Genomic DNA, 23,846 nt, shown 5'->3' on the forward strand with positions numbered 1-23,846 from the left:
CCGGAATCTGCACGCATGCGACTGCTCTGGCTGTTTCTCGGACTGGCCGCGGTGTTGCTGATTCCCTTCCTGCTCTGGGGGCACCGCCTCGACCTGACCCCGGAGGCCGCCGCGGACGGATTGCGACGACACGGAGCCTGGGCCTGGGCGGCCGCGTGGCTGCTGCTCGCCGCCGATCTGGTGCTCCCGGTGCCCGCCACCGCGATCCTCGCCGCACTCGGGTTCCTCTACGGACCCGTGCTCGGCGGGAGCATCGGGGCCGCGGGATCCCTCACCTCGGGGATGATCGGGTACGGACTTTGCCGCGCCCTTGGCCGGGGGGTTGCGTTGCGCCTCGTGGGTGTCCGGGACCTGGAGCGCGGGACCCGGCTCTTCCAACGATGGGGTGCCTGGCTGGTCGTGCTCTCCCGATGGCTCCCGCTGTTTCCTGAAGTGATTTCCTGCGCAGCCGGATTGATCCGGATGCGCTGGACTACGTTCGCGGCCGCCCTGGTCTGCGGGTCCGTGCCGATGAGTTTTACCTACGCCTGGGTTGGCCACGCGGGAAACCGTCACCCCGGCATTGCCACCGCACTCAGCCTGCTGGGCCCCCCGTTGCTCTGGCTGCTGATCGGCCGGTTGTTGGTGAGGCGCTCCCCGGATCCGGGGCCGGCCGACCGCGCGGATTCGGGGCGTTCCTGATCCCGGGTTCACGGTCCGGCGGCGCCTACGGAGCGAGGCCCGGCAGGCCCGACTGCAGACCGGATTCCGCAGGCCGGGCCAGCGCGAGGGTCAGCAGCCGCCGCACCTCGTACTCCAGCACCGGATCCCGGTCCCGCCCGGCCTGCCCGGCGATGCCGCGGCTGATGGCATCGCGCACCACCTGCACCGCACCCCTGAGGTCGCCGCGTCGCTCGGCGTCGAGCATCATCCGCAACACGACCGCCGCCGGCGCCCGGGAATCCGACTGGAAATTCACCAGCCCGGTTTCCTCGGAGGGCGGCGCGAAGACCAGCGTTGCGAGCTCCCGGAACCGCGCATCCTCCCCACGGTCCCACAACACTTCCGCCAGATGCGCGCGGTGCAGTCGCCGCTCCTCCGGATCCACCGCGATCAGTTCCGCCAACAACGCTTCGAGGGATGCCGAATCCGGGACGTAATACGCCGTCCGACGCGCCCGATGCACGTTCAACAGTGCGGTCGCTTCAATCCGGAGCAGCGGCACGGCCCGTTGTTCCCGCGCGACTCGAAAATTCGGACGCGCCGCCAGCATCGCCGACGGGGCTTCCGCGCTGGGCACATTGCGGTCCAGACCGGCCAGCCACTCGAGGGCATACAGGTCGTCCGGGGCGACCTCCAGCCATCGGCGCACCTGCGACCGGAGGATGGTGGCCTCCGGGATCGAGGACGCCCGGAACAACGTCGCGAACTGGCGGAAGTCCGCAGGTCCCAGCTCGGCGAGCGGGCGCCACTGTGAGAGCAGCATGCGGGAGCGGGGTTGCTGGGGTTCGCCGACGACAAAGAGCTTCTCCGCATTGCCACGCTCGAAAAACGCGCGTTGTGCCGCATATTCCAGGATCGGATGGAAATCGCTGTGAATGGGCGTTTCTGGAAACGCCTCCGGCACGGACGCGCCCGCACCCTGCGGGATCAGTTCAAGTCCCAGCAGGGTCATCGGGGACTGGATGCCGACCGAGGCGAGCTCGTCGCGGACCCCGGGTTCGTTGAAGCGCCGCTGCAGGTCGGCGAGATCGGGCATCATCGGCCCCAGGGTCCCGATGAGCAGCACGTCCCCCGGGCCGATGTGCCACACGCCCACGTTGGGGAACACCGAGCTGAACGTGTGGATGACGATGTCCACGATCCGGTCGCTGGATTCATACACCTGAAACCATTGGGCCACGACGCCCCCGGGATTCAGTCGCGACCGGAGGTTCAGATAATACTCGCGGGAAAACACCCCGGCGACACCGGCCATCCACGGATTTGACGGCTCGGTGGCAATGACGTCGTAAGTTCGAGGCGTGGTTTGAAGGAACGTTTTGGCATCCTCGATGACCAGGTGGACCCGCGGATCCAACAACGCCGAGTGATTGGCCGGGCCGAAGAAGCGTCCGGCGACCTCCACCACCTCCGGCGAGATTTCCACGACTTCCACCCGGGTGATGGACGGATGACGAAGGAACGAGCCGACGGTCACCCCGCTGCCAAGTCCCACGACCAGTGCTTCACGGCCGCCGGGTCCCACCAGCATGGGTACATGGGCCATGAGCACCTGGGTGGACATGTCACCCACCGAGGTGGCGTCGGTCTTGCCATTGACCCGCAGGGAAAGCTGCTCGACCCCCGAGGACAGGCGGTCGGCAATGACGGCAACGCTGGATCCGGCGCCGTCGCGGTAGAATCGAAGGTCCACGGCGTCCACCATGGCCCGGTAGTCCGCCAGGGTGGGTCGGGTGATCCCGGCCCGCCAGATCCCGAGCGCGAAGGCCCGCTCCCATCTCGGTTGCAACCGGACTGCGCCCCACCACGTGACCACGAGCACCGCGGCGGGCACCGCCCAGACCAGGGCCCGGTGACGCCAGCGCGGGGCGAGGATGGCCATGCCCAGCAGGGCGTTCACTGCAATTCCCAGGGCGAACGTCCTGGCCAGCCCGAGCATCGGCAGCAGCACGAGGCCCCCGACCACCGCACCCAGAACGGTCCCGAGGGTGTTCAACGCGAACACCCGGCCCACCGAGCGTCCGCTCACCGCCAGTGCCGCGGTCGCCGCCCGGCTCGCCAGCGGCAGCGTGGTGCCGAGGCAGGCGGCGGGCAGGAACATGACTCCGAAACACACCAACGCCTGGATCAACTCGTACAGCGCGAACGCCCCGGCGGTGCGCCCGAGCAGCTCCGACAATTCCACGAACCACCACGGCAACAGGTCGTAGAACCAGATGGACACAAACAACGACGCCGCCAGCGCGAGCTCCGCCTTGCCAAAGGCCTCCAGGGTGCCGCCCGGATGCCGCCATCGCGCGACCCACCAGCCACCCGCCGCGATGCCGCTGATGAAGGTCGCCAGCATGAGCGAATAGGCGTGGGTGCTGGAGCCCAGCGAAAGCGCCAGCAGGCGGGTCCAGGCCACCTCGTAGACCATGGCCACAAACCCCGAGATGCCGATGGCCGCCAGCGCCAGCCGCAGTTGCGCCGGGGTGAAGGTCTCCGCGACCGGTTCGGCCGTCGCCGCGGGCACCGGATCGTCCGATTCCCCCGTCGCCCTGCTGACTCCCCACGCCACCAACCCCACAGCGAGGCTCAGCACCGCCCCCAGTTGAACCGTCGGCTCCAGACCCATCCCCGGAATCAGCCACCAATCGGCCCACAAGGTGCCGAACACCGCCCCAGTGCTGTTGATGGCGTACAGGGTGGCCACCCGCCCCCGCAGTTCCGACAGCGAGCGCGTCACAAACCGCGTGAGCACCGGCAGCGTTGCGCCCATCAGCACCGTTGGAAGGAGAATGGTCGCCCCCGCGAACAGGAATTGCAGCGTCAGCCGCGCCACGCCTTCGGGGCCGGCGGCGCGGACCACCCCGATGAACGCCCCCTGCATCAGGCTGAAATACTTCGGGAACAGGAGGGCAAAAACCCCGATGCCCAGCTCAAGACCGGCGTACATCAAGAGCGGACGCCGGACACGATCCGCCACCGCACCCAACCACGCATTGCCCAGCGCCAGCCCGCCCATGAAGGCCGCCAGCACTGCGATGACCGCATAGCTGGTATGCCCAAGGAAAAGAGCGAGGTAGCGGGTCCAGACCACCTGGTACAGCAGCCCGGCGACCCCCGAGATGAAGAAGGAACCGAGGACCACTGCGAGGACCGTCCGCGGGTGACGATTCATGGAGGGCACCCTATCGGCGGAGCCCGTGGGGGGCGAGTCCCACGGACGGCCCCCGATCGTGAAGCGGACCTCTGGCGAGCCGCGCGCGGGTGCAGTCGCCACCCGCCGGGTTCGCGGTTCCATATCCGAACGGTTGACCTGTCCCTTTCTCCGGTCCCTTTCTCCGAACCCTTTCCCAATGACCTGTCCCCTTGTCGCTTGTCGTCCCCCGAAACCCTTCCCAATGACCCCAATCGGTTGACCTGTCCCTTTGTCCGAACCGGATCGCCCACCCAATGACCTGTCCCTTTGGCCGTGAATCCAAGCCATGGCCTCCTGAAGTTCCGTACCCGCACTGTTGACCTGTCCCTTTGGCCGGTCCGAACGGTTGACCTGTCCCCTTGTCCGCACCCAATGACCTGTCCCTTTGGCCGTGAATCCAAGCCATGGCCTCCTGAGGCTCCGTACCCGCACTGTTGACCTGTCCCGAATGGCGCTTAGTTAAGCCCTAACGTTTTCTTGGTGAGGCGTTTGCGACGGGTGGTGCTCGGAAGCGTTTTCCACATGTACTCGAGACTTTGTTGGTGCATTTGCTCCAAGATTTCCCATGCCTTCCGATTCCTCTGGATAGCGTGTTTGATCCAATCAAACTGCTCCCGGCTCAAGGCAACCGTGACGGTCTTCTGATTCACCCTCCGCGACCACTGGTAGCGCGGACCGCCTTGGCCAGGTTGGTCTCGTTCCACCACGCTGCCCAGCGCCACCCAGCCGGTCTGCGCCAATTGTGCCCGCAAGCGCTCATATTCCTGGGGGTAGGACTCGTTGGAGTTTTTCACGGGCAAAATAGTACTTTGTGGTGGATTCCGCGTCAACAATGGGACAGTGTATGCACTGTCCGATATGTCAACTCCTGATTTCCCCTCGTGGGCTGGCGGATTTCAACGTGCCTACAAGAAGTTCCACACTCCCGCCCAGCATTCCGTCCACCAACTCGAACGCTTGTTTGAACCCTGGATTCCCGCCTGGCGCCTCTCCCAGCAGGACGAGAAGGACTTTTCGCGTCAGCGGCAGTGGACGTTGCGACTGACGTTCTGGTGCTTCCTCTGGCAGGTCGCCCAGGCCGGTTCCTCCTGTCGTGATGCGGTGCGCCAAGCCATCGCGTTGTGCACCTCTCAAGGCCTTCCCGCGCCGACCGATGACCGGACCGCCTATTGCATGGCGCGAGCCAAGTTGCCTGTGGAACGTCTGGAGGAGATCCACAATCAGGTCGTGCAGGACGCGGAGCGCCGGGTGACCCAGGGCGATCTGTGGTGCGGCCGACGCGTCCGCGCGCTGGACGGCACCTGCGTCACCATGGCCGATACCCCGGAAAATCAGGCCGTGTTTCCTCAGTCCAATACCCAGAAGCCCGGATGCGGCTTCCCGGTGGCACGGATCCTGGCCAGTTTCTGCTTGGCCACCGGCATGATGGTTCATTGGGTCACCGGGCACTGGTACCAGCATGAGTTGAGCCTGCTGGCCTCACTCCTGGAGTGCTTCTCCGCCGGCGAGGTGCTCCTGGGGGATCGGGGGTTTGGAAACTTTCCGGTCTTGGCGCAATGTTTGGCCCGCGGATTGGATGGGGTCTTTCGAGCCAACACCGCCATGCGCCGGCTGGATTTTCGCCGGGGCAAACGTCTGGGAACCGACGACCGCCTGGTCGTCTGGCATCGCGGCAGCCAACCCCGATACATGAGTGAGGAGTTCTGGGCCCAGTTGCCCGACGAAATCACGGTTCGGGTGGTGCGAGTCGCGATGCGAGTGCCCGGCTTCCGAACCCGTTCCGTGCTCCTGGTCACCACGCTGCTGGATCCGGTGAGGTATCCGCCCCAGGCCCTGGCCGAACTCTACCTGCGTCGCTGGGAAATGGAGCTGAGCTTCCGGCACCTCAAGACGACACTGCAGATGGAGCACTTGAGCTGCAAATCGCCGGCCATGATTGATCGGGAATTGCGCCTGCATTTCCTGTCACACAATCTGGTGCGCCGGGTGGCCCTGGAGGCCGCCCGCCGTCACCTCGTCCCCCTGCAGCGGATCAGCTTTAAGGGCACTCTTGGCGCGGTGCACACCTTTGCCGAAGCCTGCCTCCGCGCCCCCAGCGCCAAACGACGGCAACGGATTCAGCAGCAACTGTACAAAGTCGTGGCGGCAGATTTGGTGCCCGAGCGTCCCGGACGACGAGAACCCAGAGCGGTCAAGCGTCGTCCAAAGCCCTATCCGCTCTTGACGGCTCCACGCCGGGTTTATAGGGAAATCCCGCACAAAAACCGCTACCGACGCTCAGTCAAAAGCCCCAGTTTTGTTGGCTCTTAACTTAGCGCCATTCTGACCTGTCCCTTCGTCCGCCCCTTTGTCCGCTTTGTCCGGTCCCTTGGGCCGCCCGATCTCGAAACACCAAACCGGATCGCCGATTCTCTTGCGCCCGGGCGTCGCGACCACAGGGTGGTGCCGCATGACGGATTCCCGCCGGGTCTTGATTGTCGGCTGTGGCTATGTCGGGCTCGCGCTCGCCCGCCGCTTGTTGGCATCCGGCCATCAGGTTTTCGGCCTGAGACGTTCGACAGGCGATCTGCCGGAACTTGCTGCAGCGGGGGTTGCACCGCTCGCCGGCGACGTGACACGCCCGGAAACGCTCGCGTCGCTGCCCGGCCCGTTTGACTGGGTGATCAATGCCGTATCGTCCTCCCGCGGAGGCCCCGCCGCGTATGCCAGCGTGTATCGCGATGGAATGCGTCATCTGCTCGAATGGCTGGCACGGACCCCCCCGGCCGCGTTCGCGTACACCAGCAGCACCAGCGTGTATGGACAGACCACCGGTGAGTGGGTGGACGAGACCGCGCCCGCCGAGCCGTCCACCGACACCGGGCGGGTCCTGGTCGAGGTGGAACAGTTGGTGCGCGACGCGACCCTGACCGGGCTGGTTCCCGGATGCATCGTGCGGGTGGCCGGCATCTACGGCCCCGGTCGGGGCCACCTCTTCCAGCAATTCCTCCGCGGAGAGGCCCGGCAGCAGGGGGACGGCTCCCGGTGGATCAACATGATCCATCGCGATGACGTCGCCGGGGCGCTTCACGCGGTGCTGGAGCACGGGCGACCGGGCGATACCTACAACGCCGTGGACGATCAGCCCGTCCGTCAGCGGGAATTCCTGGGATGGCTGGCTTCCGAACTTGGCCGCCCGATGGCCCCAACCGCCGATCCGGCGGAGGCGGGTCCAAGGAAACGCGGCATCACCGACAAGCGGGTGAGCAACCGGAAGCTGCGCGCCACCACCGGCTGGGCCCCGCACTTCCCCACCTTTCGCGAGGGTTATGCCGACGCCATCGCCGCGGCGCGTGCGCGTGGGAACCGGTCGGTAGGGTAGCGAATGCAGCCGCGGGACGCGCGGTGTTCTCCCGCTTCACCCGATGCGATAGGCGATCTTTCGGACGATCGTCTTGCCGAAGGCGTCTTGAACCCTTTCGAGGATCTCCTCACGGCGGTATCGGACGAGTTCCTCAAGCCAGACACTGTTGTCCACGGCCACCACAAGAGTCCCCCGGACGAGGGCAACCGGTTGGGCGTGGGCGGCGATTTGGGGATCAACGATCTGGTTCCAGAGGATGGCGATCTGGGACTCGGCCTGGCGGCGGTCAATCCGGATCCCCTGAAGGACTCTCGGCAGCAGATCCGCAAGGGAACGTCCCGCGGAGTCCCTCGCGCGTTCCGCCTCGGTGAGGTCCACCCCCCGCCATGCGGCGAGCACGCGACGGCGCCCGCGATCGCCCCCTCTCCGGGGCCGGCTGGCTGGTGGATCTGCAGGCAACACGCCCAGTTCGACCGCTGGCCCCGAATCGGTCAAGTCGCACGGGCTCCACCCGGGAGGGCTTGCGTTCATGCGGCCCACCGGAGTCTCTCCGCCCAGAGCCTCTCAACGCGCAGCATGGGCAGCGGCATCGGCAAGCATCTGCTCGTAAGCGTCCTGCCCTCCGAAGTACTTGAAATTGATCTTCGACCCCAGTTTCGGGATTTCGGCATTCAGAACCGCCCAGTCCTGGGCCCGCCACGCGTGCAGGGCAAAATTATGGTGCCATCCGACCGCCTCCGGCTGGTCCTTGAAGAACGCCTCGAACGAGCTGCGAATCTCCCGCCAGACCACCGGCTCACGGAAATAGGCGAGATCCACCTTCGCGGAGGTGCGGGAGCAGCGCTCAAGCTCCTCGTGGATGTCCACGAGGGTAAGCCGGGGGCGTCCGGCAGCACCCGGCTCGGTCAGACACTGGCGGCCAAATTCCAGGACCTCCTTGATCGAACCGTGCCATTTCGGCATCAGGTAGGTCGCCTTGCCATGGTGCAACTCATAGGAACCTACCGTCAGATTTCTACCGCGCTGAAACCAAAGTTCCATCTCTCTGCGATTGTGCCCGCGCCCGATGCAGACCCAGATCATCCGCTCGGGCGTGGTCGGGAGCGAGGGATCGAGCCGCCAGGCGTTGCGAAGCGCAGTCTCCGCCGTTGACAGGCGCGTCTCAAAGAGCCGCCAACCGGTTTCCGTCACGTCCGAGGCCCAACCCCCTCCGCGAGCCGTCCATGCGAACGTCGTGGATCGGTCGCCGAGAAATAGTTGGGCTGCCGCGGAATCCCCATGGCGCGAGACGAGCAGCGTTTCCACAGCAGGCCAGTGAAGGTCCACCAGCGCCGATGTGTTGAGCTGTGCCGCGAGGGATCGCCCGAGATCTTCGAACTCATTCTCGGGAAATCCTGGCCGCTCAAGGGCCTCCCGAAACCGGGCCATGGCGTCCGAGAGGGCACGGAGCGCCTGGGCGGACGGCGGCGTCGAGCGCGGTGCCGGGTGGAGCGCTTCGTAGGCCCAGTAATGCCCGTAGCTCTTGAGGAGCGGGTCGTAACCGCTGGCCTCCAGCGAACTGGCGATTTCCGTGATGTTGATCAGGGCCCGGGCTGCCCGGTCGCCCCGCCTCCAATGAATGTACTGGACCAGTGGGTCCGGACATCCGGAATCAAGAGCCGCTCGCGCCAACCGGACCATCTCCCGGCCCGATTCCGTGGTCCACTCAACCGCGCCTGAGCGGGCATCGGCAAACTGTTTCAAGGCCGAAAGGGCCGCCGGGTCCCACTTTGGATCCCGCCGTCCGTGGACCTGATAACCGCCGACAAAGAGTTCGAGAAACCGCGCCACCTTCTCCGGAGCCTGGGGCGTCCCGAGCTCCGGGGCGGCTGGGGTCTCCTCCACCGCGGCTGAAGCTCCCAAGACAAGACCTCCGGCTGCGATGAGAAGACGGAAGACTTTGAATGCCCGGGTGTTCATCGCGAAGAAATCAGGACCAATCGCGGCCGCTGGCAATCCCGGAAAATGCGCCGTGAGGGGTCGCGGAATCGAGATCCGGCGAAGGCTCCGCGGAGCTTCGCCCTGTCGGGAAGGGAGCCGGTGGGTGACCCGGTGGGGCCCGCGACGCGCCAGCGCCCTTTGGGTCCGCAGACGATGACCCTGCGGTTCGGATCCTTACAGCAGCGTGCCCTGCACGGTGGCATTCCCGGTTTCCGCAACCTCGGAGAGGAGGCTTTTGAACCCACAGCGCGCGTAGAAGCTCCGGAGCGCGGGCAGATCCGGAGTGCGCGGCAAAAGCTGATCGAGGCCGGGGCCTCCAGACTTCGCCTCATGAAGCCGAACCATGAGCTGGTTGCGCTTCACAGCTTCGGCGGCGCCAGCGAGGGCATTGCGCTGGGACTCCGAACGGATCTCCGGCAACCGGGCATAGAGCGTCTCGATCGAGCCATACTTCCGGAGCAGCTCTGCCGCAGTCTTTGGGCCCACGCCCGGGACCCCGGGAATGTTGTCCACGGCGTCACCCACCAACGCCAGCCAGTCCGCCACCTGCCCTGGTGTGACCCCGGTCTTGGTCACGACGTCCGTCGCCCCCCAGATCTTCTCGGACTTGTCGTTGGGGTTGAGGATGCCGATGCGGTCGTTGACGAGTTGCAGGAAATCCTTGTCCGCACTGGCAATCACCACACCCCAGCCGGCCGCCTCCGCCCGGCGGGCGTAGGTGCCGATCCAGTCATCCGCCTCGGTGCCGTCTTCGCAATGTTGCGGATACCCCGCCGCATCCAGCCAGGCCTCGATCTGGGGAAACTGCCGCTCGAGCGGTTCCGGAGTGGGCGCCCGGTTCGCCTTGTACTCCGGCAGCGCCGCGGCCCGTTCGGCGGCGAGACCGGCATCCCAGACGACAAGGATATGTGTGGGTTTCAGGTGACCCACCATCTTTTGCAGCATCTTCACAAAGCCGTAGATCGCATTGGTCGGTGCGCCGTCCGGGGCATTGAGCGACCGGATGGCATGGAAGGCGCGGTAGGCGTATCCATGGCCGTCCACGAGCAGCAGGCGATTCGACATCCGGCGAGGCTGCGCTCCCGGACCCGTCCGGCGAGAAAATTTCGTCCGGCACGACGGTTCGGGCTGCGCATTGCCTCGGGGGACCGGCCGTTGCAAGGTGCCCGCATCTGCCGTTCAACCGTCGTTGGCCCATGCACATTGTTTACGAACATCGGCGCCCCATCTCGGTCGAGGAGTTCATTGACGTCCTTCGACGGTCCACCCTGGCGGAGCGTCGTCCCGTGGAGGATCCAGGGTGCATGGCGGCGATGCTGAAGCACGCCAACCTGCTGTGCACGGCGTGGGATGGAGACCGCCTCGTCGGAGTGGCCCGATCCCTGACGGACTTTGAGTACTGTTGCTACCTCGCCGAACTCGCGGTGGATTTCCACTACCAGAGGCAGGGCATCGGCCGGGAGCTGATGCGACTGACCCAATCGCGACTGGGTCCCCGGGCTCTCCTGATCCTTCTGGCGGCCCCCAAGGCGGTGGATTATTACCGCCCGCTGGGGTTTGATGCCCACCCCTCCGCCTGGACGATTCCGGCGACCCGCGCCATCGGGGAACCGGGATGAAATCGCTCCCTGCGATGCTCAGGCCCCCATGGCCGCCGGTTCCTGGAACTGCAGCGCCGCCAGGCGGCGATAGGTGCCGCCAGGGCGCGCCATCAGGAGATCGTGCGATCCGGATTCCGTGACGGTGCCGTCCTCGATCACATAGATGCGGTCCACCTGGCGCACGGTGGAAAGCCGGTGTGCCACGACGAATGCCGTGCGGCCGGCCAGCAACTCGCCGAGCGCCTCCTGAACCAGTCGCTCGCTTTCCGAATCCAGCGAGCTGGTGGCCTCGTCCAGGATCAGGATGGCCGGGTCCTTGAGCAGGGCCCGGGCGATGGCGATGCGCTGCCGCTGGCCGCCGGACAGTTTCACACCCCGGTCCCCCACCCGGGTTTGGTAGCCCTCGGGAAACCGTTCGATGAATTCATGGCAGGCCGCGCGACGGGCCGCCGCATGCACCTCGGCGGCGGTGGCGTCCGGTTTCCCGTACCGGATGTTCTCCTCGATCGAGCCACCGAAGAGCAGGACCTCCTGGGGCACGATCGCCATGTTGCCGCGCACCGTCGGCAGCGGGTAGGTGTCTGCCGGACGCCCGTCGAGAAACAGGCGACCCGAGGTCGGTTCATAGAGGCGCAACAACAGGGAGACGATGGTGGATTTCCCGGCGCCACTCGGACCCACGAGGGCGATGCGTTCGCCCGGTGCCGCGTGGAGCGTGAGCCGCTGCAGGGCGGCGACGTCGGGACGGGACGGATACCGGAACTCAACCGCGTCGAAGCGGACCTCGCCGCGCAGCCGTGGCACCGGGCCGGAGGATGCGCCGGATGTCATCGGAATCTCGGGCGTCTCGTCGAGGAGTTCCCGGACGCGTTCGGTGGCGCCGAGGGTCTTCTGCATCTGGCTGAACACCTCGGCGAAGGACGCCACCGAGCCGCCGACAAACGTGGTGTACAGGATGAACCGGGTCAGTTCGCCGAAGGTCATCTCACCCGCCTGCATCAGGCGCGCCCCGAACCAGAACACCAGCACGATGGATCCGAAGACACCAAAGATGATGAAGGACACCAGCGAGGCGCGCAGGCGGGCGGTTTGAAGGATCACCCCCAGAAAATCCGCGAGGTGCCGGGAGTACCGGGCGAGTTCAAAGCGCTCATTCCCGAAGGCCTTCACATTCACGATGCCGTGGAGGGATTCCTCGACCACCGTGCCGCCCTCCGCGAGGTGATCCTGCGCCGTGCGTGACAGCGCACGGATCCGGCGCCCGATGAGGACCGCGGCGAGCAGCAGCACGGGGAAGGTGGAGATCATCACGGCGCCCAGCCGCCAGGAGGTGGTGATGATGAGCACGATGCCGCCGGTGAGGAGCACGCTTTGGCGGAGGAACTGGGGTACGGTTCCGGTGAGCGTTTCCTGGATCACGGTGAGGTCGGCAGAGAGGCGGCTTGAGAGTTCGCCGACGCGACGGCGGGCGAAGAACGCCATCGGCAGGCCGAGCAGGCGCCCGAAGGTCTCCCGCCGCAGGTCGGCAAGCGCGCTTTCCCCGCAGCGGTTGAATCCGTACGAGGAGAAAAATGAGAAAAACGCCTGCACAGCCAACGTCGCGACCAGCAGGAGCGCCAGGCGGTTCAGCAGATTCCCGCCCCCCGCCAGCACCGGCTGCGTGGAGGCGTCCAGAAGGCGTCCGGTCAGGTAAGGAAACGCGAGGCCAAGGGACGAGGCCAGCAGCAGGGCCACGAGGGAGCCCGCGAAGCGCCGGCGGTACGGATGGAGATGCCGGAAGATCCGCAGCGCCTGGCGAAGGGACTCCACGCGAGGGCGGGAGGGTGTTGCGGGATCCGGGGACGAGGACGGCGACGACACGCGCCAACGTGGAATGGCAGCGCCCGGGACGCAATGCCTCGACGGGCGGCACGCGGGCCGGCAGGCGTCGTCGCCGGGCGTTGACGGGGGCGGCCGATGGCCCCGGACCCCCGGGGCGCTTGCCGGTGGGAAGCCTCCGCCGGTAGGCTGTCCGGACATGAACGGTCTCTCCCCTCGTCGGGTTCGGGAACTGCTCGAGGCGGGCGCCCGCACCCGGATTCTCGTTCTGGGCGATGTCATGCTCGATCATTTCATCTGGGGCCGCGTCACGCGGATCTCGCCGGAGGCTCCGGTGCCCGTGGTGGAGTTCGAGCGTGAGAGTTTCATGCCCGGCGGTGCGGCCAATCTGGCGCGAAACCTGACCGCACTGGGCGGGCAGGCGCAGTTGATCGGAGTGGTCGGTGAGGACTTTCACGGAACCCAGCTCCGACTGCTTCTGGAGGACCAGCAGGTGGACTGCCGCGGACTCCTCGGACTGCCGGGGCACCTGACGACCACGAAAACGCGCATCGTCGCACACCAGCAGCAGGTCACGCGCCTCGATCGCGAATCGTGCGGGGACATCAGCGAGGCCACGGCCCGCCGGCTCCTGAGGCAGTTCGACGACGCCCTCGAGGGAGCGCACGCGGTCAGCATTGGTGACTATGGCAAGGGGGTGGTTTCCGCCAGCCTGCTTCAGGCGGTGAAGGAGCGCTGCCATGCGCGTGGATGCTGGCTGAGCGTGGATCCCAAGCCGGTGCATCACCGGGATCTCACCGGGGTGTCGCTGATCACGCCCAACCGGAAGGAAGCCTTCGAACTGGCGGGTCAGGACGACACGGCGCGCCAGGCGGACCCGCTCCAGGACGCCCCGTTGCGCGCCGTCGCCGATCATCTGCTTGCCGGGCTGGCACCGGAGGTCCTGCTGATCACGCTGGGCGAACTCGGGATGCTGCTGTGTCGCCCGGGCCGGGATCCCATCCACGTCCCCACCGTGGCCCGCGAGGTGTACGACGTGTCGGGTGCCGGCGACACGGTGATCGCCAGTTTCACGCTGGCCATTGCGGCCGGGGCCGACCCCGTGGAGGCGGCGATCTTCTCCAACCACGCCGCCGGAGTGGTCGTGGGCAAAATGGGCACGGCCACTGTGAATCCGGCGGAGCTCCAGGCCAGTTTTGAGGAACCCGCATGACCCCCTCCACGGTCCGGGCGGTATTTCTGGATCGCGATGGCACCCTCAACGTCGAACGTCACTACCTGTCGCGCCCGGACGACTTCGAGTTGTACCCTGGCGCGGGGCCGGCCCTCCGACGCCTGGCGGACGCCGGGTTTCGCCTCTTTATGGTCACCAACCAGTCGGGCATCGGACGCGGCCGTTTCACCTGGCGCGACCTCGAGGCCGTCCACGACCGGATGACCGCATTACTGAAGGAGCACGGCGTGCGTCTGGACCGGATCTATGTGGCGCCCGAGGCGCCGGGGCAGCCCGGCCGGCTGCGGAAGCCCTCGCCCCAGGCCTTGTGGGATGCTCGCGAGGAATTCGGCGTGGATCTGGGGAGCAGCTACATGGTCGGGGACAAATGGATTGACGTGGAGACCGGACAACGTGCCGGTTGCGCGGCGTCCCTTCTGGTACGCACGGGGTATGGCGGGGAGACCGCCCGCCTTGAGGCCGCAAGGCTCCGGGAGACGGCGACTGTGGTGGTGGATGATCTGGCCGCGGCGGCGTCATGGATCCTGGATCCTTCGCACAAGACGCCGCGACCCGGCTGAGGTGGAGACGGCCGCTCAGGGTGATGCCCCGGCCTTCCGGCGCCAGACGTAGCGTCCCATGAGCACTCCCAAGGTGGCGGTTATCGGGATCGCCAGCAGTCCACCCAGGATGCCTCCCATCAGCGCGGTGCCGACCATCAGGGCGACAATCACGGTCAGCGGGTGGAGTCCGACCCGATCGCCGATGATGCGGGGCTGCAGGACGAACCCCTCAATCACCTGGACCACTCCAAAGACGACGAGCACCAACAGCGGGAGCCTCCAGCCTTCAAACTGGAGCAGGGCGACCACCAGTGCGGTGCCGCAGGTGAGTGCCGCGCCGAGAAAGGGGACGATCGTGACCACGCTGGCCATGGCGCCAAGCAACAGGGCGTAGGGCAGCCCGATGAGGCTGAAGCCCACGGCATACAGCACCCCGTCACACAGCGCGACCAGGACCTGTCCGCGGAAAAATACGATCAGAGCCTCGTTGATGCTGCGAAGGACGAAGATCGCCTCGGTCTTCACATCGGGATCGGACACCGGGAGATAGTCGGTCCAGGACCGGGCGATCCGGGGTTGCTCCAGGAGGAAGAAAAACGTGTACACGGGCACGAGGAGCAGTCCGGCCAGAAGTCCGAACCACGCCGCCACCCGCCCCAGTTTTCCGAGGCTCCAATGCACGAAATCCGGCCCGATGGTCGCGATCCAGGTGCCGACGGACTTGAGGGCGCGGGGATCAAAGGCGCGGATCCATACCGGCGACTCCGCGGTGGAGGCGGCGGGCTCGGGCAGGGCGGCGATCGCCTGGGTCGGGGGCTCCTCCGCAGTCCCGGACGGATCCGTCGCGATGGGCTCGGTGGGCGATGGAACCGGCGGTGCGGCGTTGGTCACGGGAGGGGGCTCGGTGCGGCTTGAGGCTCCTCCGCCGGGAATGGCCTTGCGCAGTGAGTCGAGGCGCTGCCGCCATTCGTCCGGCATCAGCCGCAGCACTGAGGCCGGCGGCCGCTCGATCCAATGCTCGATTCTGACCCGCGCCTTGGCGGCGTAAGCGGGCACCTGGGACGCCAGATCGCGGGCCTCGACCAGGACCCGCGGCACCACGCTGCCCAGCATCCCGAGGATCAGGACCGCGCCCGCAAAGAATACGAGGCAGACGGCACGCAACCGGGGAATGCGGCGCTCCACGAGCCAATCCGCCACGGGCGCCAGCAGGTAGCTCAGCACGACACCGATCGCCAGGGGCCAGAGGACCGGCGAGAGCAGATCAATGAGCCGGCCGAGACCGAACAGCAGGAGGGCCAGCAACGCGAGCGAAAGCGCCACGGCGAACGTCGTGACCGAGAACCAGATGACTCGCGCCTGGCGGGAGGTTGGGGGCGGAAACGACACGGTGTGCGGCTTCAGGAATTCCCAAGGGACCTCGATTTCGCGGCGGCAGCCCGCACGGCACGCATCAGCGTGCCGCGAAGCCCCCCGTCCTCCAGCACCTGCACCGCCTCGATGGTCGTGCCGCCCGGGCTGCATACCGCGTCCTTCAGCACTCCGGGGTGCTGTCCGGTCTGCAGCACCATCGTGGCCGCCCCAAGCAACGTCTGCGCCGCGAGTTGTTGGGCGATGTCGCGCGGCAGCCCGGCAGCCACGCCGCCGTCGGCAAGCGCCTCGATCATCAGAAAGGCGTAGGCGGGTCCGCTGCCGCTCAGTCCGGTCACGGCGTCCAGCAGCGGCTCCGCGACCGGGATCGCCAGCCCGACACTGGCCAGCAGCCGCTGCACGACCTCGGTGTCCGCCGGTGTCGCCGCCGCGCCCGCGGCGTACGCCGAGGCCGACGCGCCGACAAGCGCCGGCGTGTTGGGCATCACGCGAATGATGCGCACCCCGGGCGCCGCGGTCTCCAGGATGGACAGCGGGACTCCCGCGGCAATGGACACCACCAGGTGCCTCGAAGGCTCCAGCAGCCCGCGCAGCCCGTTCAAGACCCCGGGGACGTGCCCGGGCTTCACCGCCAGAAACAGGAGATCCGCCTCCCTCGCCACCTCCGCATTGGATGACACGGCACGTCCGCCGGTCGCAGCGACAAAGGCGTCGAGGGCCGGGCGCGCCGGATCACTCGCCACCAGACCGGAGGGGCCGACCAGTCCTGCACCGAGAAAGCCGCGCGCCAGTGCCGTTGCCATCTTGCCGGCACCGAGAAACCCGAGGGAGGGAAGCGACACGGCGGCTGTCTAGCAGCGCACGCCCCGCGACGCGACGGGAAAGAGGACCTTCAGCCCTCCCGGTCGGCCGACCGGATCCTTTGGCGCAGCGGGCGTTCCGGGCGGCGCCGGCGCCGGGGAAACGGATCAAACCCGCGCCGGCCGCCGGCATCGGCGGGCGGATCGGTCCGCACCGGACGCGGAAGCTCAGGCGCTGGCAGCAAGGGTGTGGCCATGCAGGTGCTCGTGGAGATCCAAAATCTTGGCGACGGCCGCGGGAAGATCCGCGACCACGAAATCGTGGTGATCGTCGCCGATCCACGGAGAGTTCAGCATCACGCTGGTGCATCCGGCCACCTGGGCGGCCTTGGCATCCATCCACTTGTCGCTGACGACAAACGACCGGTCCAGATCGAGGCTCCACTGGAAGGCGGCTTCCAGGAACATGCCGGGCTGGGGCTTGTGGCAGGGGTGATCCGGGTCGTCATACGGGCACATCAGCAGGGCATCGAGCGGCAGTTTGCGCTGCAACAGGGCGTGCATGAGATCGAGTTCCCGGCGGCTGAGGAGGCCCTCGGAAACCGCCGGCTGGTTGGTCGTGCCGATCAGGACGAATCCGGCGCGTTTGAGCACCGCCAGACAGCGCGGGGCGTCCGGATGGACCCGGAGCTCATCCAGTCTCAAGGGAGGCGCGGGGCGTCCCTGCACCGTGTCGCAAAGATTGAGGATCCCATCGCGTTCGAAGAAGACGGCTGCTCTCATGCCTCAGAGCATAGCATTGGGCCTGCCAGATTCGGGCAAAGGAGTTCGGGTCACATTTGGGCAACAAGCCGGAGTTCGGTGGCCCGGCAGGGGGTGGGTTCGGATCGTTCGGCCCGCCCCATCCGGTTTCTCCGCGGCGGGCCGGGGAATAGTCCCCAGGTTCCCGGGGCTGGTTACTCGCCGAGGCCCTCGCTGGCAGCGAGTTGCGCCTCCATCCAGCGGACCGTCGGCAGCACGCGGGCGACGGCGTTGGCCTCGGTCTGTCCGGCGAAGGGCTTCAGGAAGAACTTGGCGACGCCCACCGCGTCGCCATTGCGGTCCCGGAGCGGTGCGGTCACGAGAATTTCCTGATCGCCACGGCCGTAATAGGTCTCGTTGCTGTCCAGCACGCCGGTCTCCACATCGGACGCCGCCAGCCCAATCTCCCCGGGGTTCCTGGCCGCCAGGACGTGCAATTCGGGCCGGGTCGCTGTGGTGCCGTAAATTCTCAAATTCAAGAGCCGCGGCTGCCGTTCAAGGACGCCTTTCAGGAGCGTCTCGGCAAAGGACACCAGCGGCCGATAGTTGATCCGCACATCGGCGAACTCGCAAACCGTATCCGACTTGGTGAGAAACCCGATCTGGCCCGCGGCGGGCGCGTTGTCGGTGAGGGTCGGCATGACGCGCTGTCCATCGAGGAACACGTCGAACTTGTTCCCCTCGGCCTTCACCGAGAGTTCGTACCACTGGCCGCTGCGGATGGGCAGGTCATTGCCCACCGGGGCGGTCCGCCGTCCGTCCACAAAGCGGTAGAATCGCACATTGCCGCCGAGCGCGCTGACCCGCACCACGCAGAAGTTCCGCTCGTCCGTCATGCGGAACACGATCCCTGCAATCTGTTCCGCCACCCCGCCGACGATGCGGAAGCGCGTGGTGAACGTGAAGTCGCCGAACCGCTCATCCGCAAGATACAAGACCGGGAACCGCTCATCGCTGGGGTCCTTTGACAACTGGGCCACGACGGGGATCTGGGCATTGGAGGCCGCCCGGTCGCTGAACGGTTCGATCAGCGAGGGCACCCGGGCCATCTGCACCTGCCAGTCCGCCGGAGGACCCTCACCGGCGACAAACGCCTTGAAGCCCGCCGGCGTCCGCCCCGGCTGGTTGGTGGAGAAATCCAGGACCCGCTCGGCGGCCGCGAGCCGCGGGACCCCGGGAAGCAGAGCGATCAGCAGCAACAGGACCCACGGGCGCCTTCGGCCCCGTTCGCGCCCCGCATCCGTTCCGTCCTGGTTCCGCATCGCGGCGTCCTACCACTTCATGTCCGCCACCGTGCGCCCGGCCGGGATGAAGGGCAGCACGTGCTCCGAGTAGGGCGTCATCACGTTCAGAACGTAGGGCGTGCTGGCATCCAGCATCCGCTGCAGCGCGGCGCGGAGGTCGCGGCGGAACATCACCTGCTCGGCCGGCACGTTGAAGCTGTTGGCCACCCGCACGAAGTCCGGATAGACCTGTGCCCGGTTCCCGGGGTCGCCGAGGTAGGTGTGGCCGCGGTTGCCGGCGTAGAAATTGTCCTCCCACTGCACCACCATGCCGAGGTGCTGGTTGTTGAGGATGATGGCCTTGGCCGCGATCTTCTCCACGTGCGCGGTCGCCAGTTCCTGGATGTTCATCAGGAACGAGCCGTCCCCATCAATGTCAATCACCTGCTTGTCCGGACGCGCCACCTTGGCCCCGAGGGCCGCGGGATAGCCGTACCCCATGGACCCGAGGCCGCCGGAGGTGATGAAGGTGCGCGGCTCGTCGTACTTGAACCATTGCCCGGACCACATCTGGTGCTGGCCCACGCCCGTGGTGATGATGGCATCCCCCCCGGTCATCTCGTACAGCATCTCGATGACCATTTGCGGCAGGATCACCTGGTCCTCCTGGCCCCGGAGGTGGTCCTTCATGTGGTCGCTGCCGGCGATCTCCGGAGTGACCTCGTAGTGGAAGGACGCCTTGGCCTTCCATGCCTCGATCTGACGATGCCACCCCGGGTAGGTTTTCCGGATGCCCCCGCGCCGCGCGATGAGCGCGTTCAGCCGGCTCAGCGCGTCGCGGATGTCCCCGTGCACCGCCAGTTGCACGCGCTTGTTCTTGTTGTGCTCGGAGGCGTCGAGATCCACGTGGACGATCGTCGCGTGCTTCGCGAACTCGCTGAAGGCCCCGGTGACACGGTCGTCGAAGCGCACGCCCAGCGCGAGGAGCACGTCGGCGCCCTCGTGGATCCGGACCATGGGTTGCGACGGATCGGTCCGCGGCTCGAATTCGCCGCTGACCGCCCAGTTGGCCACGGCCGATCCGTGCATGCCGAGCCAGCGCAGGGACAACGGGTGCGTTTCGGGAAAGCCCCCGATGCCCATCAAGGTGGTGGTGACCGGGATCCGGGTGGTCTCGGCAAACTTGCGGAGTTCCGCGGCGGCGCCCGAGGTGATGATGCCGCCGCCGCAATAGATGACGGGGCGATCGGCCTTCTCGATCAGCCCGATGATCTCGTTCAATTCCAGATCGCCGGCGGTGATGTTGGGATTGTAGCCACGCAGACCGCGCCGGATCTCCTCCGGGGTGGGCCACACGGGCTGGGCCTTTGCCTGCTGAAGGTTCTTCGGGAAATCAATCACCACCGGACCCGGCCGGCCGGTCTCCGCGATGTAAAAAGCCTCCGCGACCACCCGGGGGATGTCCTTGATGTCGGTGATCAGGTAGCTGTGCTTCACGATCGGCAGCGTGACGCCGACCATGTCGGTCTCCTGAAAGGCGCCCCGGCCGATCATGGACTGGGTCACCTGCCCGGTGATGGCCACGAGGGGGCAGGAATCCATGTAGGCGTCGGCAATGGCTGTCACGAGGTTGGTGGCCCCCGGCCCGGAGGTCCCCATGCACACGCCGGCCTTGCCGGTGGCGCGCGCGTAGCCCTCGGCGGCGAAACTGCCCCCCTGTTCGTGGCGGGGCAGGATGGTGCGGATCTTCGACCGGGTGAGCGACTGGTGGATCTCCATGCTCGCGCCGCCCGGATAGGCGAAGATGACCTCCACGCCGGCGCGCTCGAGCGCCTCGACGAAGATGTCGCGTCCGGGCTTCAGCGGCCCGACTTCGTGCGGCGCCGCTGCGCCGGACGTCACGGGATGGGCGGAGGAGGTTGTGGTGCTCTGGCTCATGATCAGTCTCGATTTTTGGCCCGGACGGCGTCGGTTCTCCGGCGACGAAAAACCCACGGCCGTCACCAGCCGTGGGTTCCTGTTGCAATCCGGCCTAGGCGCAGCAGGAACCCGCGGTGGTGTCGCCACCGACCCCGGGTCGTACAACTGGAGCTGCGCCGTTCATTGAACTGCATCTATGGGAGGTTTCTTCCAGCGAATGGTCAAGTGGACACTTCAGTCCGGTGAGGGATCTGTTGGAAAGCGCCTCCTACCCGGCGGGCTGAGGCATCGGACCGGCGGGCTGAGGCATCGGACCGGTGGGCAGAGGCTTTCGCCGGGTGGGGTGAAGCATTTTCCGGGTGGGGTGAGGCTCTGCCGAACCGTCCGTGCAACCTGACGCCGGGCGTGTGGATTCGTCCAAGGGATCGGGGGAAGCACCAAGGTGGCGGGGCTCCCCGCGTTCCCCGGCGCTTCAGTCCGGTGAGGGATCTGTTGGAAAGCGCCTCCTACCCGGCGGGCTGAGGCATCGGACCGGCGGGCAGAGGCTTTCGCCGGGTGGGGTGAAGCATTTGCCGGGTGGGGTGAGGCTCTGCCGAACCGTCCGCGCAACCTGACGCCGGGCGTGTGGATTCGTCCAAGGGATCGGGGGAATCACCAAGGTGGCGGGGCTCCCCGCGTTCCCCGGCGCTCGTCCACGGCCGCGACGGAATTGATCAGGGTCGCGGTGAAACCCGACCCTACCCATTGCCGGGATCAGCCTCCGGGAGCTCACCGGGCCCCCGCAGGTGCCGGGGAGTGTAGTCAAACCAGGGAAGCTGGATCATCGGCTGGTTCCACCAGCCGCGTCCGGACCCGGTGCGCGCGATGAACTCCGAAACGGTGAACAGGAACGAGGTTGCGAACCAAAGGGCCAGGATGGCCATGGTGGCCGTGATCCGCCCGGCGCGGGTCGCCAGCCATGCGGCGAGCCGCACCAGACGCCGCCGCTCCGGCACTGGGGTCGGCACCAGAAGTTCCAGCCGTCGAAGGGCCTGCCATTCCCGTTCGTCCAGGTCCTCTTCCGTGATCGCCCCCCGCTGCCAGGCGTCCCGGAGGGCATTGGCATACATCCGGGCCGCCAGCAACCGGAGGCTCACATAGAGGGGAAACAACCCGAGAGCCGCGACGGCAAAGAACCGCTGCGACACCTCGAGCTGACGTTCCCGCGGCAGGTCCAGCAACCCGGGAATGTATTGTGCGATCGCCGGCGCCAGCTTCACCAGAAACACCGCCACGCAGGCCCCCGCCCAGGCGAGGGCGACACCGAAACCGGCCGGCCATTCCCTCCGCACCAGCAGCCAGACGAGGCGAAACTGATAGAACGATCGCCAGTTCCCGGTGCTCGCCTGGCGTGCCTGCGCCATCGGGAGATACACCATGGCCACCGGGAACAGGAGCATGCCGAGGACAAAGATCGTGGGACCAAACCACGCGTGCTCGTAGCCCTTGTTGAAGGAGTTCTGCCAGCCGGCAAACCACGAGACGGCCCACAACAGGCATCCGGGCAGGGTGATCACCCAGGTGTTGAGGATCATCGCGGCGCCCACCCGTGCATTCGTTCCCAGACCGCCCAGCCACCGGACAACTTGGAACCGCCGCCCTCCGGGGCCGGCCTCGTCCTGCCGTGGACCCGCAAACCACGTCGGCCAGCCGGCAAGCTCGCAGGTGGCCGGGTCCTCCGCGACGAAGGCTTCGAAGGAGACGCCGCGAGCCCGCGGCGGACTCCGCCGCCACCAGGCCCGCACCACCTCCCGTCGGGCGGCCCGGGCGGTCCATCCCACCACCAAAACGCTGAACAGCGGCACCAGGCAAAGCCACGCCCCGAGCAGCCAGCGCCCAAGGCCCACCCCCAGCCGCAGAATGGCGCGCCCGGTGGCCGCCGCGTGCAATGGCAGCGCCCCGGCCGCCTCTCCCGTCGCGGAGGACGACCGGGGCGCCGCAGGGCTGCCCCTTTCGTGAGCCGCTGACGAAGTGGAGGTTCGGTCCGGAGTCACGCAAACGCCTCCTCCAGCACGGCACCCTCGGCAAACGGTGTCGGGAATCCCATGAAGCGTCCCACGGTCGCGGCAACCTGGACCTGGCTGACGACGCGATCCACGACCTGTCCGCGCGGTACCCCCGGGCCGAGGAACAGGGCAAAGATCTCGTGGGCGGACCGGCTCCCGAAGTGATGCTGGCACGGCACGGCCATGAACGGATTGTCGTCGCGCCCGCAGTCGGGGACGACCACCCAAAGCGTGTTGTCGCGGTACCCGGGCTCGGCTTCGACCAGCCCCACCAGCTTCCGCAGCTCATCGTCCATGATGGCCATGCCCCGGGTATAATGGTCGAGATAGCCCCAATGCACGTAATCCACGTCCTGATAGTTGATCATGACCAGACGCGGCTGCAGCTCGCGGATGGCCCGGAGGGTCAACTCGGTCAGCAGACGGTCACCGCGCGGGTTCACGAGGCCGCTGTCGCCGTAGTACTCCCTCCAGCGGGCCCAGAATGCCCCGAGGGCCGGTCCCGGACCCGAGGCCCCGGCCGCCCGGTAGTCGAGGGACTCCAGTTCCCGCAGTTCCTTCCGCGACTTCTCCAGTGCCGCGCCGGTGAACCGCCCGTCCGCGAGCTGCTGCTGGAGCAGCCACGTCTTGTACCGACGCAGGCTCAGGGTCTGGGATCGGTACCGGACCCCGAACAGGTGATGGTTGCTGAAGTTGTAGAACTCCTCGTCGCCCCGGTCCTCGCCATTGACGAGCAGGGCCTGGTGGTCCGGCACGTCGAAAGCCTCGCGGAAATACTCGAAGAGCGTCGGCACCTTCGCCTCGAACCGTGCGCCCAGGAACCGCCGGGGCACCTCAGGCCGCATCTCCGCGACATCGCGGAACCGATCATAACGGCCGGTGAGGAGGAACAAGGTGCCCTCGCCGTGGCTGGTCTGGTAATCATGGAACCGGTCAATCTCCATGCGGCTGAAGAGGACCCCGCGCCGGGACAGTTCATGGGTCAGAAATGGGGCGCGGGTGTGTCGGGGATCAATGGACTCGCGGCGGCGCGATCCGCCGCCCCACCGGACGATGACCACGTTGGGCCCGCGATACTCCGGTCGGGGCCCGGCGGTCTCCGCGGCGGGCGCGACCTTCGCGTCCGGCGGGGCTTCAAGTGACGCGAGACAGCCAACCCCCGCGCCTGCGCCGGCCAGCAGGAAGGAACGGCGAGGCAGGAGTCTGGATGAAGGAGTCATCAGAGCGTGTGAATGTCCCGCACCAATAGCACCCCCGGCACGCGACAAAAGTTTCTGTCGCA

General features: G+C 67.0%; 19 protein-coding genes. 6 read left to right on the forward strand and 13 right to left on the reverse strand.

Annotated features, from left to right (window positions below; genetic code table 11):
• The first annotated feature begins 15 nt into the window (after positions 1 to 15).
• Positions 16 to 681, forward strand: a complete 666-nt coding sequence (locus KF791_17650; protein MBX3734404.1) for a VTT domain-containing protein — start codon at positions 16 to 18, stop codon at positions 679 to 681.
• Between the two features lie 25 nt (positions 682 to 706).
• Here KF791_17650 and KF791_17655 read toward each other — a convergent pair whose 3' ends face one another.
• Together KF791_17655 and KF791_17660 are read right to left on the reverse strand one after the other, a co-directional pair.
• A complete protein-coding gene (locus KF791_17655; protein MBX3734405.1) occupies positions 707 to 3,865 on the reverse strand; it encodes a fused MFS/spermidine synthase in 3,159 nt (1,052 codons plus the stop codon).
• 476 nt (positions 3,866 to 4,341) lie between these two features.
• On the reverse strand, positions 4,342 to 4,680 hold the full coding sequence (locus tag KF791_17660; GenBank protein ID MBX3734406.1) for a hypothetical protein: 339 nt from the start codon (positions 4,678 to 4,680) through the stop codon (positions 4,342 to 4,344).
• Positions 4,681 to 4,744: 64 nt separating this feature from the next.
• Between KF791_17660 and KF791_17665 the strand changes: the two genes are divergently transcribed.
• Positions 4,745 to 6,196, forward strand: coding sequence for an IS4 family transposase (locus KF791_17665; GenBank protein MBX3734407.1), 1,452 nt, complete (start codon positions 4,745 to 4,747; stop codon positions 6,194 to 6,196).
• A 139-nt stretch (positions 6,197 to 6,335) separates the two neighbouring features.
• A complete protein-coding gene (locus tag KF791_17670; protein ID MBX3734408.1) occupies positions 6,336 to 7,247 on the forward strand; it encodes an SDR family oxidoreductase in 912 nt (303 codons plus the stop codon).
• A 36-nt stretch (positions 7,248 to 7,283) separates the two neighbouring features.
• On the opposite strand, the gene KF791_17675 is transcribed toward KF791_17670, so the two are convergent.
• The 3 genes from KF791_17675 to KF791_17685 form a co-directional block, all read right to left on the reverse strand.
• Positions 7,284 to 7,628 carry a DUF721 domain-containing protein gene (locus KF791_17675; GenBank protein ID MBX3734409.1) on the reverse strand — a complete coding sequence of 115 codons (345 nt, stop codon included), beginning with the start codon at positions 7,626 to 7,628 and terminating at the stop codon, positions 7,284 to 7,286.
• A 165-nt stretch (positions 7,629 to 7,793) separates the two neighbouring features.
• Positions 7,794 to 9,188, reverse strand: a complete 1,395-nt coding sequence (locus KF791_17680) for a hypothetical protein (protein MBX3734410.1) — start codon at positions 9,186 to 9,188, stop codon at positions 7,794 to 7,796.
• Positions 9,189 to 9,383: 195 nt separating this feature from the next.
• Entirely contained in the window at positions 9,384 to 10,274 is an 891-nt protein-coding gene (locus tag KF791_17685; GenBank protein MBX3734411.1) for a hypothetical protein, read from the reverse strand.
• A gap of 131 nt (positions 10,275 to 10,405) precedes the next feature.
• Between KF791_17685 and KF791_17690 the strand changes: the two genes are divergently transcribed.
• Positions 10,406 to 10,828, forward strand: a complete 423-nt coding sequence (locus tag KF791_17690) for a GNAT family N-acetyltransferase (protein ID MBX3734412.1) — start codon at positions 10,406 to 10,408, stop codon at positions 10,826 to 10,828.
• Positions 10,829 to 10,846: 18 nt separating this feature from the next.
• Here KF791_17690 and KF791_17695 read toward each other — a convergent pair whose 3' ends face one another.
• On the reverse strand, positions 10,847 to 12,829 hold the full coding sequence (locus KF791_17695) for an ATP-binding cassette domain-containing protein (protein MBX3734413.1): 1,983 nt from the start codon (positions 12,827 to 12,829) through the stop codon (positions 10,847 to 10,849).
• Here KF791_17695 and KF791_17700 point away from each other — a divergent pair.
• Both KF791_17700 and KF791_17705 read left to right on the forward strand, forming a co-directional pair.
• The gene (locus tag KF791_17700; protein ID MBX3734414.1) at positions 12,828 to 13,841 is read left to right on the forward strand and encodes a carbohydrate kinase; all 1,014 of its coding nucleotides are present in this window, start codon (positions 12,828 to 12,830) and stop codon (positions 13,839 to 13,841) included. The genes KF791_17695 and KF791_17700 overlap by 2 nt on opposite strands.
• The gene (locus KF791_17705) at positions 13,838 to 14,422 is read left to right on the forward strand and encodes an HAD family hydrolase (GenBank protein MBX3734415.1); all 585 of its coding nucleotides are present in this window, start codon (positions 13,838 to 13,840) and stop codon (positions 14,420 to 14,422) included. The genes KF791_17700 and KF791_17705 overlap by 4 nt, the downstream gene beginning before the upstream one ends.
• 15 nt (positions 14,423 to 14,437) lie before the next feature.
• Here the strand turns inward: KF791_17705 and KF791_17710 are convergent, their stop codons facing one another.
• The 7 genes from KF791_17710 to KF791_17740 form a co-directional block, all read right to left on the reverse strand.
• Positions 14,438 to 15,793 (reverse strand): AI-2E family transporter, encoded by a 1,356-nt coding sequence (locus tag KF791_17710; protein ID MBX3734416.1) that lies wholly within the window; start codon positions 15,791 to 15,793, stop codon positions 14,438 to 14,440.
• A gap of 11 nt (positions 15,794 to 15,804) precedes the next feature.
• The gene (gene proC, locus KF791_17715) at positions 15,805 to 16,578 is read right to left on the reverse strand and encodes a pyrroline-5-carboxylate reductase (protein MBX3734417.1); all 774 of its coding nucleotides are present in this window, start codon (positions 16,576 to 16,578) and stop codon (positions 15,805 to 15,807) included.
• 225 nt (positions 16,579 to 16,803) lie between these two features.
• Positions 16,804 to 17,358 (reverse strand): HAD-IIIA family hydrolase, encoded by a 555-nt coding sequence (locus KF791_17720; GenBank protein MBX3734418.1) that lies wholly within the window; start codon positions 17,356 to 17,358, stop codon positions 16,804 to 16,806.
• 173 nt (positions 17,359 to 17,531) lie between these two features.
• Positions 17,532 to 18,638: a hypothetical protein gene (locus KF791_17725; GenBank protein MBX3734419.1), complete on the reverse strand. Its 1,107-nt coding sequence runs from the start codon at positions 18,636 to 18,638 to the stop codon at positions 17,532 to 17,534.
• 9 nt (positions 18,639 to 18,647) lie between these two features.
• The gene (ilvB, locus tag KF791_17730) at positions 18,648 to 20,537 is read right to left on the reverse strand and encodes a biosynthetic-type acetolactate synthase large subunit (GenBank protein MBX3734420.1); all 1,890 of its coding nucleotides are present in this window, start codon (positions 20,535 to 20,537) and stop codon (positions 18,648 to 18,650) included.
• A 719-nt stretch (positions 20,538 to 21,256) separates the two neighbouring features.
• A complete protein-coding gene (locus KF791_17735; protein ID MBX3734421.1) occupies positions 21,257 to 22,552 on the reverse strand; it encodes a hypothetical protein in 1,296 nt (431 codons plus the stop codon).
• Positions 22,549 to 23,784: a hypothetical protein gene (locus tag KF791_17740; GenBank protein ID MBX3734422.1), complete on the reverse strand. Its 1,236-nt coding sequence runs from the start codon at positions 23,782 to 23,784 to the stop codon at positions 22,549 to 22,551. The genes KF791_17735 and KF791_17740 overlap by 4 nt, the downstream gene beginning before the upstream one ends.
• Positions 23,785 to 23,846 lie beyond the last annotated feature (62 nt).

The organism is Verrucomicrobiia bacterium (assembly GCA_019634635.1).
GTDB lineage: Bacteria > Verrucomicrobiota > Verrucomicrobiia > Limisphaerales > UBA9464 > UBA9464.

Excerpts from the sequence above, each read along its gene's own strand:
- KF791_17705 (MBX3734415.1), top strand. The coding sequence starts at position 13,838 with ATGACCCCCTCCACGGTCCGGGCGGTATTTCTGGATCGCGATGGCACC.
- ilvB (MBX3734420.1), bottom strand. The coding sequence starts at position 20,537 with ATGAGCCAGAGCACCACAACCTCCTCCGCCCATCCCGTGACGTCCGGC.
- KF791_17665 (MBX3734407.1), top strand. The coding sequence starts at position 4,745 with ATGTCAACTCCTGATTTCCCCTCGTGGGCTGGCGGATTTCAACGTGCC.
- proC (MBX3734417.1), bottom strand. The coding sequence starts at position 16,578 with ATGGCAACGGCACTGGCGCGCGGCTTTCTCGGTGCAGGACTGGTCGGC.
- KF791_17655 (MBX3734405.1), bottom strand. The coding sequence starts at position 3,865 with ATGAATCGTCACCCGCGGACGGTCCTCGCAGTGGTCCTCGGTTCCTTC.
- KF791_17700 (MBX3734414.1), top strand. The coding sequence starts at position 12,828 with ATGAACGGTCTCTCCCCTCGTCGGGTTCGGGAACTGCTCGAGGCGGGC.
- KF791_17725 (MBX3734419.1), bottom strand. The coding sequence starts at position 18,638 with ATGCGGAACCAGGACGGAACGGATGCGGGGCGCGAACGGGGCCGAAGG.
- KF791_17740 (MBX3734422.1), bottom strand. The coding sequence starts at position 23,784 with ATGACTCCTTCATCCAGACTCCTGCCTCGCCGTTCCTTCCTGCTGGCC.
- KF791_17670 (MBX3734408.1), top strand. The coding sequence starts at position 6,336 with ATGACGGATTCCCGCCGGGTCTTGATTGTCGGCTGTGGCTATGTCGGG.
- KF791_17695 (MBX3734413.1), bottom strand. The coding sequence starts at position 12,829 with ATGTCCGGACAGCCTACCGGCGGAGGCTTCCCACCGGCAAGCGCCCCG.
- KF791_17720 (MBX3734418.1), bottom strand. The coding sequence starts at position 17,358 with ATGAGAGCAGCCGTCTTCTTCGAACGCGATGGGATCCTCAATCTTTGC.
- KF791_17690 (MBX3734412.1), top strand. The coding sequence starts at position 10,406 with ATGCACATTGTTTACGAACATCGGCGCCCCATCTCGGTCGAGGAGTTC.
- KF791_17685 (MBX3734411.1), bottom strand. The coding sequence starts at position 10,274 with ATGTCGAATCGCCTGCTGCTCGTGGACGGCCATGGATACGCCTACCGC.
- KF791_17650 (MBX3734404.1), top strand. The coding sequence starts at position 16 with ATGCGACTGCTCTGGCTGTTTCTCGGACTGGCCGCGGTGTTGCTGATT.
- KF791_17680 (MBX3734410.1), bottom strand. The coding sequence starts at position 9,188 with ATGAACACCCGGGCATTCAAAGTCTTCCGTCTTCTCATCGCAGCCGGA.